Origin of the sequence: Schleiferilactobacillus harbinensis DSM 16991, from assembly GCF_000425885.1 — a bacterium.
In the GTDB taxonomy this organism is placed as follows: domain Bacteria; phylum Bacillota; class Bacilli; order Lactobacillales; family Lactobacillaceae; genus Schleiferilactobacillus; species Schleiferilactobacillus harbinensis.
Map to the genome: position 1 here is coordinate 1 of NZ_AUEH01000013.1, position 13902 is coordinate 13902.

Genomic DNA, 13902 nt, shown 5'->3' on the forward strand with positions numbered 1-13902 from the left:
TTATCCCCTGCTGAAGGGCAGGTTACCCACGTGTTACTCACCCGTCCGCCACTCGGTTTGATCGGTAATTGGTGATGCAAGCACCACCGCAAACTGACCAAGCCTCGTTCGACTTGCATGTATTAGGCACGCCGCCAGCGTTCGTCCTGAGCCAGGATCAAACTCTCATTTAAAAGTTTGCGGCTCAATAAATTTACTTGCTTGCGAAATTGACATTCGCAAATGTTGCCTCAGCCGAAGCTGAGTACCGATACATTTGTGGGATTGCTTATCTTCCCGAAGGAAGATATGTGATCCGTTCGTCAAAACTTTGTTCAGTTTTCAAAGGCCTGCGTTGCTTTGTTGTCTCAAGCGACAACTCATATAATATATCATGGCGAGCAGCTCATGTCAACATCTTTTTTTCAATCAACATTGCGTCGCTCATATGGGTTGTCGCTGTCTTGGAAAATGACAACGAAAAATATCATACCAGCTGAACCATACAGCGTCAACTGTTTTTCGAAAAAAGTTGAAAAAAGGCGCCCAGAAGTGAGCACATTAATTGACCAGCAGCCCCCGCGAAGCCTATAGTGCGGGTATTCAACGAGTTGAAAGGGGAAATGATTATGGCGATGCTTGATGTTAAAAATTCCATCGATCGGCTGCAATGGACGGTCGATCATCACTTTCTGCACATTCAGGCGCAACACGATTTCATGCGGGCATGGGCGGTGCAATTCGAATTAGCCTACACAGATTTTCGAGTAATCCAAATGGCGCTGCAAATGAGTGGCCCGGAAAATCATGCGCTGCTGGCAAAGCTGGCAAAGAACTACGAAGCGATCTTCCAATACGAGTACGAATTCGCAGCCAACGGCTTGGCGGGATTCAATGCCAAGTATGGCGACCAAATCGATCAATACAAGACATTGGTCACTGAGTTTGACGGAATCATCAAAGAAGTCCAAGCCTTGCAGGCTTAAACCGAAAACGGCTGTCTCCCAGCAACGGAAGACAGCCGTTTTTTGATCCCTTATTTTCTCAACGACGCAATATCCAACACCTTGTCCACCCAAGAATCATCATAGAAGCCCTCTTCATGGGTAACCAGAATGACCCCGCCGGAGAATGCCTGAATGGCGGTGCGCAGAGCGTCCTTAGTGGCCTCGTCCAGGTGGTTCGTCGGTTCATCCAGCAGGAGAAGATTGCTGGGCGTCAGCAGCAGCTTGGCCAATTTGACCTTCGATTGTTCGCCGCCGCTGAGCTCGTGAATGGGGCTCATCGCCTGCTGGGCAGTCAGGCCAGTCCGGGCCAATGCCTGGCGCAGTGTCCGGGGCTGGGCTTTAGTAAAAATGCCCTGAAGGTATTGCAAAGGTGACGCCAGCGGTGCCTGCCAGTGCAGTTCCTGATCATAATAGCCAGGAATCATGGTCGACGACTTATCGACTTCACCGCCCAGGGCCGGCAGCTCGCCAAGAATCGTCCGCAGCAGGGTCGTCTTCCCGACCCCATTGAAGCCGGCGAAGACCACGACTTCGCCGCGGCCAACAGAGAAATTCAACGGTTCTTTCAATAACGGCTGGTCGTACCCGATCAGCAGATCGCTGACCGTGACCAAAATCTCGCTGGCAGTATCCACATAGGGAAAATCCAGCACCGGCCGTTTAGTGTTGCCTGGCGGAGTGAGCCGGTCAACGTGGGCCAGCTGTTTCTCCCGGGATCGGGCGCTCTTGGAGCGTGATCCGGCCTTGTACTTGCGGATATAGGCCTCTGCCTTGTTGATCTTCTCCTGCTGCTTATTGAACTCCCGCATATAGCTCTCATGAGCCAGGTCCCGCAACTTCAAGGCTTGCTTCAGGTTGCCGGTATATCGCGTAATTTTGCCGAATTCAACATCACAAATTACATTTGTCACTTGATCTAAGAAATCATAGTCATGGGAAACCACAATATAGGCCCCGTTAAAGGCCTGCAGGAAGTTGATCAGCCAATCGATATGGTCCTTGTCTAAGAAGTTGGTCGGTTCGTCCAAGAGCAGGACATCCGGCTGACTTAGCAGCAGCTTGGCCAAAATCAGCTTCGAGCGCTGACCGCCGGACAGCTTGGTGACGTCCCGATCCGCGCCTAATTCAGCCAGTCCTAGTCCAGTGGCTACTTGATCCACCCGGGTATCGATGTTATAGAAATCCGCGGCTTCCAGTTCCTCTTGGATCGTCCCCGCTTTGGCCAACACATCTGCATCGCCATTACTGGCATAGTCCGTATAATAATCGTTCATCCGTTTTTCATCAGCATACAGATCAGCGAAGGCAGAGTGCAAAAAACCATTGATAGTCACGCCGGGGCTTAGCTTGGCATACTGGTCTAAATAGCCGTAACGAACCCGTTTTTGCCAGTCCACCCGGCCTTCATCCGGGATGAGCTGACCGGTAATAATATGAATCAGGGTACTTTTACCCACCCCGTTTTGCCCAATGATACCCATCCGATCATGGGGGTTGAGCACCAGCTCAGCATCCATATAAAGTTGTTTATCCATAAATTGATGACTGAGATGGGTGACAGACAATAGGGCCATCGGCGGCGCCTCCTTCTTTCAGAAAATACTGCTATCCAGTATGCCACGGAAAGAAATTGAACGCAAAAAAACAGGATTCAAGCCTTCTCTTACTTGAATCCTGCTAATCAGGAACAGAGGAACAACCATTGTTTGCGTTACTCGCCAAAATGGTAATTACTTTCCACCTCGTGATACTTTATTCAGTTGTCCATCAATTGCCGACACCACCACGTTGACTATAAACCAGTCAGTTAGGTTTGGCGGTGGTGCACCGCACTCTCGCGATGCAACGATCTACGCCCTTATTGTCTCTATATGGCGGTACAATCTGCAATGATGCTTGGAACGTGTTGTTGTTCTGTGATAGAACAGACACCTCCGACAATTATTTGGATCGGTTGATGCATGGTGTTGCACTTGTTCATTTGTTGCTGTTGAAACTCGCGTACCGGAAACTCGTGTTGCGTGATGCGTTACTGTATCTGGAACCGTGTTTCTGATGCGGTGTTCCAATGTTGCTTTCCAGTGCTTGTGGGCCATTTCTTGAACGCCTGCTGCGCCCGAAGCTTTGACCACAATCCTTCTGTGACGATACAACGACCCAACGTCTTTCGACGTCTTATCTGGCTCTCACCTGGGCGGAGTGCAGTCGCACTCTCCGCCGTTAGTGCTGACCTCTGGAAAGACCACTCTGGCATTCCTAACTCGACACTTGGTGCTGGCTGGATCCGACATCGTCTCGGTCAGACCCAAGACGCGGAGTCTTACCGGCATTTCCGGGATGCTCCAGTTGGTACGTGGACCATGATTCTTGCTACGATGATGCATGTTGCTTGATTCTTGATCCGATGTTGCCAATTGTTGCTGTGCTGCTTGAGAAGTTCTGAGGTTGTTCCCTCTTCCGTTCCACAACTATAATATAGCATGTACTGGAACCGGTTGCAACCCTTGCCCACAAATAATGTAAGCCTTTACTTTTTCTTAATATTTGGCCGGGGATTTTCAGCCGCCCAGGTTTGGAGCTTCTTCTCGATAAGGCCCCAGCGCCGCTTCGGCACGATCAGAGATAGATCGCCATGATAAATGGGAAAATCAGTACTCCGTTCCCCGGTGATCCGTGCCAAATCATCACTGGTCAACCGATATTCCTGGACAATGGCTTTGATGTTGGCCCGCTGCCGCAAATGATAGTATTCCGCATAAGCCACCGCGCCGCCGCCCAAAATACCGCCGATTACGGCGACCCAGAGGGGATAGTGACCGATTCGGGACAGCAGGATGGCAAAAGCCACGAAGCCAGCAATGAAGGCCATCAGAGCCATGATAATGGTGGAAATCATATTCTTGCGCACGCCGAAATTCAGCTCCTCTACGTTTCGATAGCCCTACTTTACAGCAATCTCAATGTTGGAGCAAAGCCGGTTACAGCTTCTCGGCAATCTCGTGGCGCCGGGCAATGATCGGCAACAACAGGCCTAAAGCCAGCAAGCCAATGGGGGTAATGATGTTCAGCCCCAGTTGGAACCACCAGCCGGTAACATCATGGACAAAACCGGCCTTGGGGATCATCCCGAGAATACAACCGAACGCAGTGAAGAGGAAGCACCACAGACCAACGATAAAGCCCACTGTCTTGCTCTTCGTAAAGGTATAGTCGGAATGGAATTTCTTCAGTTGGCGGCTGAGCATCATGTAGGCCAAGAAAACAAAGAGATAACGAATCGGCATGACGATGGCGTTCAGGTTCAGCAGCCAGCCATACAAATCATTCATCCCCTTGATACCGAAGGCGGGCAGAACAATGATGATCCCGACTAAAATTGCCGTCATCACATAGCCGTTGATGTAAACGCCATGCTTGTTCTTCTTGCTCAATGCTTGGGGAACAAAATGCGGATCGGCATCCGCCAGCAGCATCCGCAGCGGCGCATCAATGGATACGGCTAATGCCGCCATGGAAGCCATGGCGTTAGTCACCGCATAGACCCACATAAACAGATTGCCGACATGGTAAAAATCACCCAACCGCTGGAACGCCATGTAGGCACCGTTGGCATACAAGTCGGCAGGTAAATGATGGGCGTCAAAAATCATACCCATGGCAAAAGAGCCTAATACAGCAGAAATAGCGACCATAATGGCCAGGGCAATCATCCCTTTAGGGAACTCCTTGGCCGGATCATGGGTTTTATTGACGTAGGGCGAAATCTTTTCCGCCCCGCCCACAGCGAAGATCAGCATTCCGATGGTGGTCAAATAATTCAAGTCAAACTTCGGAATATAGCTGGAAAGCTGATCCATATGGGCCGTCGCGATGGTGGAACCGGTCATCATCGGTGCGGACACGCCCAACAAAATGAAGAGAATCGACAAGATGAACATGGCCGACCCGGCAATACTGCCCAACCGGTTCAGCGTCGTGATCCCCCGGGACGACATCCACATGAAGAAGAGGAAGAGGACCAAACACAGCAGCTGGACCATCATCCCTTTGTTGGAGTTAACGAAACTGCCGTTGCTTTGGAAAAGCCACGAAAAGGCAATCAAAATAGCTTGGGGCTTTTGCGCTAAATACGGTACGTGGACGACCCAATAAGTCCAGGCCGCGAAGAAGGCCAGTTTTTTTCCGGACAATTTCTCAATCCAGGAGGTCACCCCGCCCCCTTCAGCGGGGAAGGTCGCCCCCAGCTGACCGACCATTAAGGTGTAGGGGACAAAGTACAAGATCATGATCAAAATCCAGGAAACGATGACCGTCAATCCTTGGTTATAGAAGTTGTTGACGACGTTCCCGAGGCCCCAGACGGCCACGAATGCTAAGAGCGCAATGTTATACCAGCGCAATTGTTTCTGTTCTGCTGCCACAAATATTCCCGCTTTCTTGTGATTTTTGAGCACGATAAAAAGACAGAAACCAATTATAGTGGAAATAACAGGTTTCTGTCTTGTGAACAGTGTAAGTATTCAGTGAGTGGAAAAGGGGTGTTCCCGTGAAAGCGGTATGAGAATTGGCCTAGACCAGAGCCATCAAGGAATGTAGTACTCCCCGCCCACCTGGAAGTTCGGGTTCTGGGCATTCAAGCGGATGTTCTCATTATTCAGTGTCTCTTTTTCTAAACCCAGGGCGGTCCGGATATTGTCCGACACCTTCTGCAATTCTGCACTGGTGGGTACTTGATAGGCACCGTCGCCAATCCAGGCATCCTGACCTTGCAGCGTGGCACTGACCATATTCTTCGCCGTATCGCGGTAATTGCTGAAAATACTCATCATATCATCAGTAGTCAGGTTAGTACGCATGTTGCTGGACACTGAATCCAGCAATGTCTGCAACCGGGTCAACGTCCCGATTGAAAGAGCATTCTTGACGATCGACTTAATGACCTGCTGCTGCCGTTTTTGCCGACCATAGTCGCCGGTGGTATCTTCATGCCGCATTCGGGCGTAAGCCAAGGCCATTGACCCGTTTAAATGTTGTTCGCCCTTTGGAAAATGCTGACCGCCCGTATATGACGACGTGAAAGCAAACGGATTATCCACGTCCACCCCGCCGACCGCGTCGACAATTTTCTCCAAACCGCCCATATTAATTGTTAAATAGTAATCAATTGGGACATTGACGAGTTTAGACACGCTGTTGATCGCCATTTTTTCGCCGCCATAGTTATACGCTGCATTGATCTTTTCAATATCCTGCTGCGGCCGACCGACGATCTCTGCAACGGTATCCCGGGGAATACTGGTCATCGTGACTTTATTTTGGTCGGGATTCACGGTGGCGATAATAATGGTATCCGAATTCGCATCGCCCTGGTTGGTCGACCCCTGATCGATTCGGCCCTCAGCCCCCGTGTCGACGCCCAACAGCAGGATCGAGAATGGTTTCTTATCCTGAATCGTCGTCGAGACCTTTTTATCATCAATGGGGTTATACGTCTTATCAATGGCGCTCTTCGTCTGATAGAACACCCGCGCGGCGTAGGCGCCGCCAGCGGCGAGGACAATGAAGAGAAACAGAAAGAAAATCTTGAAGCCCCGATGACGCACTGGGGGCCGTTTACGACTGCGTGAATCCACGATGTAACCTCGATTCCAGTAAAATTCTGGTATTTATCATACTATAACGCCAGCTAAATGCAAAAGCGATAGCGCTGGCTTTAGCAGGTCTTAAAGAAACAGAATACACTATAGCATACACGTGCGTCCCGGGATATGAACAGGTATACTAGGCATATCTTAATCTTTGGAGGGATCAATGTGAGTACAATCACCAAACAACCCACCCGGGACCAAGTACCTGAGGACTTAACCTGGGATTTGACCAAGGTTTTCGCCACCGATGCAGAGTGGGAAAAGACCTTTGCCCAAGTGAAAACGGCGGCAGCTGATCTGACGCAGTACGTCGGCACGCTGGGCCAAAGCGGGGCAGCACTGCTCAAGGGTATCCAGGCCATTCTGAGTGTCTACCGGACTTTTGAAAAAGTCTACGTCTACGCCAGCATGCGCAGTGATCAGGACACCGGCAATGCCCATTACCAGAGCTACGATGCCCAAGCCTCGGCGCTAGCCGCTCAGGTGTCCGCCGCAACAGCCTTCATGGAACCGGAAATCCTGGCCATCCCAGAGGCCAAGCTAGAGCAATTCTTCATCGATACCCCCCAACTGGCTGATTATCGCCACTTCATTGAAGTGATCACGGTCAAACGGGCCCACGTGCTGCCCGCCGACCAAGAGGCGCTGCTGGCGGCTGCGGAGGATGTCTTTTCTTCCTCTGCCCAGACTTTCAACGTCCTGAGCAACTCCGATCTGAAGCTGCCCATGGTCAAAGATGAGGACGGCAATGACGTTCAGTTGACCAACGGCGTCTACAGCACCTTGCTGCAATCACCTAATCGGGACGTGCGCAAAGGCGTCTTCCAGGGCCTGTATGCCGCGTATGGCCAATATCAGCACACGTTTGCCAGCACGTTGGCCGGCCAGATCAAGGCCGATAACTATACCGCCCAAGTCCGCCACTACAGCAGCGCCCGGGAAGCAGCCATGGCCCGCAACCATATTCCGGCCAGTGTGTATGACACCTTGATCGAACAAGTCAACGCCCACCTGCCCCTGCTCCACCGCTATGTGGCACTGCGCAAGCGGCTGCTGAAGCTCGACACCGTACACATGTATGACATGTATACTCCGATCACCGGCACGCCCCAGCTCAGCTACACCTTTGCCGAAGCCAAGCAGGAAGCCCGCCGCGCCTTGAGTGTGTTGGGAGAGGACTACTTGAGCCATGTCGACGAGATTTTCAACAATCGCTACATTGACGTGGTCGAAAATAAAGGCAAGCGCTCCGGGGCCTATTCCGGCGGGGCCTACGACACGCCGCCTTATGAACTGCTCAATTGGCAGGACGATCTGGAGAACCTGTACACCCTGGTCCACGAAACTGGCCACAGTGTTCATTCCTGGTATACGCGGCACAACCAGCCTTATCAGTACGGTGATTATCCAATCTTCGTCGCAGAAATTGCCTCCACTACAAACGAAAACATTCTGACGGATTACTTATTAAAGACACAAAAGGATCCCGCCGTTCAAGCCTATGTCCTGAACCACTATTTGGACGGCTTCAAGGGCACCGTCTTCCGCCAGACCCAGTTTGCAGAATTCGAGCACCATATCCACGAATCCCAGCAGCAGGGCACGCCGCTGACTGCCGACAGTATGAGTCAGTTCTACGGCGACCTGAATGCCCGCTACTACGGCCCTGAGACCGCCAAGGATCCCGAAATTGCCTTGGAGTGGAGCCGAATCCCCCACTTCTACTACAATTACTACGTCTATCAATATTCAACCGGCTTCGCGGCGGCATCCACTCTGGCCGCCAAGATCACCAGCGGCGCTGATGGCGCGGTGGATCGCTACATCAACAACTTCTTGAAGAGCGGTTCCTCCCGCTATGCCATCGACACGATGCAAAGCGCCGGCGTTGATATGACCCAGGCCGACTACCTGGAGAACGCCTTCCGCGTCTTCGCTGACCGGCTGGATGCTTTGGAGAAATTAGTCTAACATTCGTTATTTTTGAACAGATAGAAAAGCGCTGATCCCTCGAATGATGAAAAATCATCACAGGAATCAGCGTTTTTTGCGTGCTTATTGAGATATCACTGGCCCGGGGGATTCCGTACAATGGAATAAAGAACATGATGAGGAGGCGTCCCCGATGATGTCCAGCCCTGTTGAACAAAGCCCGCCACGCCTGTTGACCCCAGGCATTCAAGAGCAAACTCCGGCCTATTTTTGCCGCCTGCTCTGGCACTATATTGATGCGCTGCCCATGGAAGGGGTAGCCGTGAGTCATGAACTGCATTTCTTCATTCGCCAAGAAGCCTGCCAGCCGGCTAGCTTGCGTCCAAGACGGCCCGCGCTACCATCACCGCTGGGACATGCAATTATTTAGTGCCACGGACCTGCTGCCGACTGAGATTATCGTGTACACCGTAGGAGAACGGCAAATCATGTGCCTGCCAGAGGAACTGCCTGCTCTGCAAGCTCATTACGGCGACTAATCGCCCTGGGCGACTCGGGCATACAACAGTGTGCCTAAATAAATGACGACTTCAATCGTCGCGATGAAGAACGTCACCGGCCAGTTGGTATAGTAACCCAGCACCAGTCCGCCCCAGACGCCCAGCAACGCCAAAGCAACCGAAATCAGCAGCATCTTCGGCACGGTATGGACCAAATAACGGGCACTGGAGGCCGGCAGCGTCAGCAGGACGAAGACCAGCAGCGAGCCAACGATCTGGGCACTGATACTGACACTGATCGCCAGCATCAGCAGAAACAGGATAGATAAGAAATGCTTGGGCAAATGCTGCACCCGGGCGCCGATGCTGTCGAAGGAATCAAACACCAGATAGCGGTAGGCAAAGAACATGACCACCAGCATAAACAGCGACAGCACGACCAGCTGCCACACTTCGTGGACACTGATGCCGATAATACTGCCGAATAAAATATTGGTCGCATAGCTGGCGCTCTTGTTAGCGAGCGAAAGAAACAGGATACCCAGCCCCATGAACAGAGAAGAAATGGCCGCGATCGCCGCCTCCCGGCGGGATTGCTCCGTGGACATCTCACCCACCGCCACGGCGGAGATCATGGTGAACAGGAGCATCCCGTCCAGCGGCGCCAATCCTGTGAAGACCCCGAAACTCGCCCCGGCAAAGCCGATTTCGGATAATGTATGGGCCAAAAACGACAGGTTCCGGGCGATCACGAAGACCCCGATGATCCCGCAGGTCAGGGCAATAAAGGTGCTGGCAACAAAGGCATTGCGCATAAATTCGAGTTGAAACATCTAATCGTCCCTCCCTAATCCGAAATCATGTCGTCTGTGATGGCCTGGGCCGAACCAGTACTCATGCGGCCGTTTTGCAGCAGCAGATACTGATCCGTAAACTCTTTGGCCAAAGGCAGATCATGGGTGACAAACAACACGGTCAAACCATTGGTCTGGTTCAGCTGGCGGACCAAACCGATCAGTTCATGCTTGACCGCCACGTCCAAACTGGCGGTGGGTTCGTCCAGAATCAGCAAATCCGGCTGGTTCACCAGTGCCTGGGCCAAATATGCCCGCTGCTTCTCGCCGCCGGACGTCATCCCTAAGGGGGTGGCTGCCAGCTTAAGCAAATTGGTCTCGGTCAATACATGATTCAGCGCCTGCTTTTCAACCGCCGTGTGCCACGGCCAGGGCCGGCCCAGCTGATTCAGCTGGACAAAACTGCGGACCGATAACGGATAGTCCCGGTCTAAGTTACGAAACTGCGGCACATAACCCACCTGTAAATGACCATCACCGGCTGTAGTGACCTGACCGCTGGTAGGTTTCAAGATGTCCAACAAGATGCGCGTCAGCGTTGTCTTGCCCGACCCGTTCGCCCCGACTAAACTGACCATTGCCCCACGGGGAATGGTGAAATTGATGTGGGAGAAAATGGTTCGATCGCCAAAGGCTTGGCTCAAATCTGCCGCTTGAATTAATGGCTGTCCCATCAAGTTTTATTGCTCCTTTGCTTACAATTAATCAGTATTTTCTAGTATAGCATGGTCCCCTAACAGGATATATGAGCCGTCGTGCATGTCTGAGCGATAAGTCATATTAATAGCGTTTGCATTCCCACCACGGTACAATGTAGTCAGAATCACGATATTGGTATGACTGTTGGAAAACATGGAAGGAAGCAATGCATATGCCTAAACTAGCAAATATTATTTTGATCGGCGACGGGGCAATCGGTTCCAGCTTTGCCTTCAACTGTCTGACCTCGGGAGTCGGTCAGAGTCTGGGGATCATCGACATCAATATGGAACGGGTTCAAGGCGACGTAGAAGACTTGAATGACGCCCTGCCCTATGCAGCCCAAAAAAACATTTATGCCGCCAATTGCCACGACTGTCAGTATGCCGACCTGATCGTCATCACTGCCGGCATTGCCCAACGGCCGGGGCAAACCCGCTTGGAACTGCTGCAAAAGAATGCCCAGATCCTGACGGATATCTCCCACCAGATCATGTCGTCAGGTTTCAACGGCATCATTCTCATCGCCAGCAACCCGGTGGATATCCTCACCGAACTCGTGCTGCGTATCACCGGTCTGCCCCGTAATCAAGTGATTGGTTCCGGCACGGCTCTGGATTCCGCCCGCTTGCGGTCCGAGATTGGCCAGCGCTTCAACATTGACGCCCGGGCCGTCCACGGTTATATCCTGGGCGAACACGGCGATTCGGAATTCCCGACCTGGGATTACGTCAGTATCGGCGGCAAACCAATCAAGGATTGGCTGCCAGCGGACAAGCAGGAGGAAACCTTAGACGATATCGCCAACACCGTTAAGACTGCTGCCTACTCGATCATCGATAAGAAAGGGGCCACGTTCTACGGCATCGCCACTAGTCTGACCCGGATCACTGCCGCCATTCTTGGCGATCAGCGCTCTGCCTTCGCTATGTCGGTGCACTTGGACGGCGAATACGGTTTGCACGACGTCTCCATTGGGGTGCCCTGCATTATTGGAGAAAATGGGTTGGAACGGGTCATTGAGTTGGATCTGAATCCGACTGATATGAAACGGCTCACCGAATCTGCCGGGATTTTGAAACAGAATCTGGCTGACGTCATGGCCGCCAAGTAAACAGGACCACAAAAAAAGTATCGCATCGCGCAAACGGTGCGAAACTTTTTTAATACTCACAAATCACTTTGCAGCACTCGCCTGACCAGGCTTCTTCGGCTTAGCCATACCAGCACCGGCAACATCTTCGTCGGTGTAGCCCCAGAACCAGGTAACGAGCATCGAAACGATGATCGCGGCGGCACTGGATAACAGGAAGGCGTAGAAGCTGTTCATGTCACTCGCCTTAATAAATGACGGGAAACCAATCAGTGAACCGGTGAATCCATACATATTCCCATGCATCAATCCGGTAATAAAACCACCGACGGCTGACCCAACCAAGCCGGAAATGAAGACCTTCCGGTAACGCAAGTTAACACCATAAATGGCGGGTTCAGTAACCCCGCAGAATGCGGAAATCGTCGCGGCAAACCCAATTTCCTTCAAGTTAGCTTTCTTACTCTTCAAAGCAACTGTTAGTACTGCCGCCCCTTGGGCAACCATGGTGGAAGAAATAATGGCGTTCAACGGTGAAGCACCTTGGTTGGTAATCTGTTGAGTGACCAGCGGAACAACACCCCAGTGCAAGCCAAAGATGACTAGAATCTGATAGAAACCGCCAATGACCAAGCCGCCAATGGCACCAGAAGCACTCACCAACCAGTTAACAAAAGAACCGATTCCGTTGGCAATACCCTGAATAATTGGCCCCGTGACAACAATTGTCACAGTACCGACAGCCAAAATCGTGACTAATGGTATGAAGATCATGTGTAAGTAATTCGGCAAGACCTTATGCAGCCAATCTTCCAGTTTCTTAGCCATGTAAGCGGCTAAAATCATCGGGAAGATGGAATAAGTGTAGTTAACCAGTTGGAATTTCCAGCCGCCAATGGCAAACATTTGCGTGAACTTAGCCCCATAAGCAACCATGTCCGGCAAGGTTAAGAAAGCACCAATCGTAGCAGCTGTGATCACGTCACCGCCCAATCGGCGGGCTGCTGAATAACCAACTAATACTGGCAGGAAGTAAAACCCGGCGTTGGCCATGTCCGCTATCAATGTATAGGGCAACGTGGTAACAACTGTCTTACTAGTTAGGCCAAAGATCTTCCACAATCCGTTAAACCAAGGCAATGTGAAGAATGCCATCAACCCTTTAATAATACCAGAAGCGGCAATGACGCCAATGACTGGGCTCATGGCCCCGGTGATGACACCGATCAAGTTATTGAACCCATCAACAATCATTTGCCACAAATTCCGATCCGGCTTCGTCGCTGCGGCCGCTCCCGCCGCAGCGGAAGTCTCCGCCACCGCTTGCGCCGTGGCTTCCGGATCCGCGTATTCATTACCCAGTTGGGCGATGACTGCGTTATACACGTCAGTGACCGCTGGGCCAATGACGACTTGATACTGCCCTTGAGCCTTGCGGACGTCAATGACGCCATCCAAGGCCTTGATCTTGGCGGTTTCTTCATCGGAAGGATCCTTCTTCAGATAGAACCGCAGACGGGTGATACAGTGAATCAGACTATCGACGTTCTGTTTCCCGCCGATGTCCTTGATAATGTCGGTGGCTAAATCTGTGTAGTCTTTATTCGCCATAACAATATCCCCCTTGTTTTACTTTTGAAACCAATGATACTGTGTAATAACTGACTAACTCTTAACTTCCGTGGTGCCGACAAAATCGCCAGCGCGGTGGTCGCCCGTTTCGACATCCAGCTTGGCCAGCTTGTCTTTACTGTTGGTGATCACCACAATGATAACGTTGTCGAGTCCGGCGGCCTTGATCTGGTCCAAGTCCATGGTGGCAATTTCTTGTCCGCCGCTGACCTTGTCTTGGGGCTTGACGGAGATGGTGAAAGGTTTGCCCTTCAAGTCCACGGTATCAACGCCCATATGGATCAAAACCTCAAGCCCGTTATCCATCGTGAAACCGAGGGCATGCTTGGTGTTGGCCACCATCGTTACTGTCCCTGTGACCGGTGAAAGAATATTGCCGTCACTGGGGGTGACGCCGAAGCCTTCACCCATTACGCCGCTGGAAAATACCGGATCAGATACATTCTTCAGCGGAATCACCGTACCAGTCACCGGCGAATACATCCGATTGTCGGCCTCCTTATGACGGCCAAATAACTTTTTGAACATACTGTTCATCCCTTTCTATGTTGACATCTC

12 protein-coding genes and 1 rRNA gene are annotated in these 13902 nt (G+C 51.6%); 4 read left to right on the forward strand and 9 right to left on the reverse strand.

Going from position 1 to position 13902, the window contains the following annotated elements:
- Nucleotides 1-173 (reverse strand): 16S ribosomal RNA (locus H627_RS0105420); the annotation flags it as partial.
- A 441-nt stretch (nucleotides 174-614) separates the two neighbouring features.
- Between H627_RS0105420 and H627_RS0105425 the strand changes: the two genes are divergently transcribed.
- A complete protein-coding gene (locus H627_RS0105425) occupies nucleotides 615-965 on the forward strand; it encodes a glycoside hydrolase domain-containing protein (protein ID WP_027828114.1) in 351 nt (116 codons plus the stop codon).
- Nucleotides 966-1015: 50 nt separating this feature from the next.
- Here H627_RS0105425 and H627_RS0105430 read toward each other — a convergent pair whose 3' ends face one another.
- The 4 genes from H627_RS0105430 to H627_RS0105445 all read right to left on the reverse strand — a co-directional run bounded on the left by H627_RS0105430 (nucleotide 1016) and on the right by H627_RS0105445 (nucleotide 6619).
- Nucleotides 1016-2560, reverse strand: a complete 1545-nt coding sequence (locus H627_RS0105430; protein WP_027828115.1) for an ABC-F family ATP-binding cassette domain-containing protein — start codon at nucleotides 2558-2560, stop codon at nucleotides 1016-1018.
- 953 nt (nucleotides 2561-3513) lie between these two features.
- Nucleotides 3514-3894: a hypothetical protein gene (locus H627_RS19150; protein ID WP_051225203.1), complete on the reverse strand. Its 381-nt coding sequence runs from the start codon at nucleotides 3892-3894 to the stop codon at nucleotides 3514-3516.
- A gap of 70 nt (nucleotides 3895-3964) precedes the next feature.
- Entirely contained in the window at nucleotides 3965-5413 is a 1449-nt protein-coding gene (locus tag H627_RS0105440; protein WP_081674711.1) for an amino acid permease, read from the reverse strand.
- Between the two features lie 156 nt (nucleotides 5414-5569).
- Complete coding sequence (locus H627_RS0105445; protein ID WP_027828117.1) at nucleotides 5570-6619, reverse strand: LCP family protein; 1050 nt, start codon at nucleotides 6617-6619, stop codon at nucleotides 5570-5572.
- A 189-nt stretch (nucleotides 6620-6808) separates the two neighbouring features.
- On the opposite strand from H627_RS0105445, the gene pepF reads away from it, so the two are divergent.
- Both pepF and H627_RS0105455 read left to right on the forward strand, forming a co-directional pair.
- On the forward strand, nucleotides 6809-8605 hold the full coding sequence (gene pepF, locus H627_RS0105450; protein WP_162143227.1) for an oligoendopeptidase F: 1797 nt from the start codon (nucleotides 6809-6811) through the stop codon (nucleotides 8603-8605).
- Between the two features lie 290 nt (nucleotides 8606-8895).
- A complete protein-coding gene (locus H627_RS0105455; protein WP_027828119.1) occupies nucleotides 8896-9105 on the forward strand; it encodes a hypothetical protein in 210 nt (69 codons plus the stop codon).
- Here the strand turns inward: H627_RS0105455 and H627_RS0105460 are convergent.
- Together H627_RS0105460 and H627_RS0105465 are read right to left on the reverse strand one after the other, a co-directional pair.
- On the reverse strand, nucleotides 9102-9899 hold the full coding sequence (locus tag H627_RS0105460; RefSeq protein WP_027828120.1) for a metal ABC transporter permease: 798 nt from the start codon (nucleotides 9897-9899) through the stop codon (nucleotides 9102-9104). The two genes, H627_RS0105455 and H627_RS0105460, sit on opposite strands and share 4 nt — an antisense overlap.
- A gap of 14 nt (nucleotides 9900-9913) precedes the next feature.
- Nucleotides 9914-10594: a metal ABC transporter ATP-binding protein gene (locus H627_RS0105465; protein ID WP_027828121.1), complete on the reverse strand. Its 681-nt coding sequence runs from the start codon at nucleotides 10592-10594 to the stop codon at nucleotides 9914-9916.
- 197 nt (nucleotides 10595-10791) lie between these two features.
- Here H627_RS0105465 and H627_RS0105470 point away from each other — a divergent pair, with 197 nt between their 5' ends.
- Complete coding sequence (locus tag H627_RS0105470; RefSeq protein ID WP_027828122.1) at nucleotides 10792-11733, forward strand: L-lactate dehydrogenase; 942 nt, start codon at nucleotides 10792-10794, stop codon at nucleotides 11731-11733.
- Between the two features lie 63 nt (nucleotides 11734-11796).
- Here H627_RS0105470 and H627_RS17150 read toward each other — a convergent pair whose 3' ends face one another.
- Complete coding sequence (locus H627_RS17150) at nucleotides 11797-13323, reverse strand: PTS transporter subunit EIIC (RefSeq protein WP_082231024.1); 1527 nt, start codon at nucleotides 13321-13323, stop codon at nucleotides 11797-11799.
- A 54-nt stretch (nucleotides 13324-13377) separates the two neighbouring features.
- Entirely contained in the window at nucleotides 13378-13872 is a 495-nt protein-coding gene (locus H627_RS20880; protein ID WP_027828123.1) for a PTS sugar transporter subunit IIA, read from the reverse strand.
- Nucleotides 13873-13902 lie beyond the last annotated feature (30 nt).

Coding starts and splice junctions, on each gene's coding strand:
- H627_RS0105425 (WP_027828114.1), top strand. CDS start 615: ATGCTTGATGTTAAAAATTCCATCGATCGGCTGCAATGGACGGTCGAT.
- H627_RS0105430 (WP_027828115.1), bottom strand. CDS start 2,560: ATGGCCCTATTGTCTGTCACCCATCTCAGTCATCAATTTATGGATAAA.
- H627_RS0105455 (WP_027828119.1), top strand. CDS start 8,896: ATGAACTGCATTTCTTCATTCGCCAAGAAGCCTGCCAGCCGGCTAGCT.
- H627_RS0105460 (WP_027828120.1), bottom strand. CDS start 9,899: ATGTTTCAACTCGAATTTATGCGCAATGCCTTTGTTGCCAGCACCTTT.
- H627_RS0105465 (WP_027828121.1), bottom strand. CDS start 10,594: ATGGGACAGCCATTAATTCAAGCGGCAGATTTGAGCCAAGCCTTTGGC.
- H627_RS0105470 (WP_027828122.1), top strand. CDS start 10,792: ATGCCTAAACTAGCAAATATTATTTTGATCGGCGACGGGGCAATCGGT.
- H627_RS17150 (WP_082231024.1), bottom strand. CDS start 13,323: ATGGCGAATAAAGACTACACAGATTTAGCCACCGACATTATCAAGGAC.
- H627_RS20880 (WP_027828123.1), bottom strand. CDS start 13,872: ATGTTCAAAAAGTTATTTGGCCGTCATAAGGAGGCCGACAATCGGATG.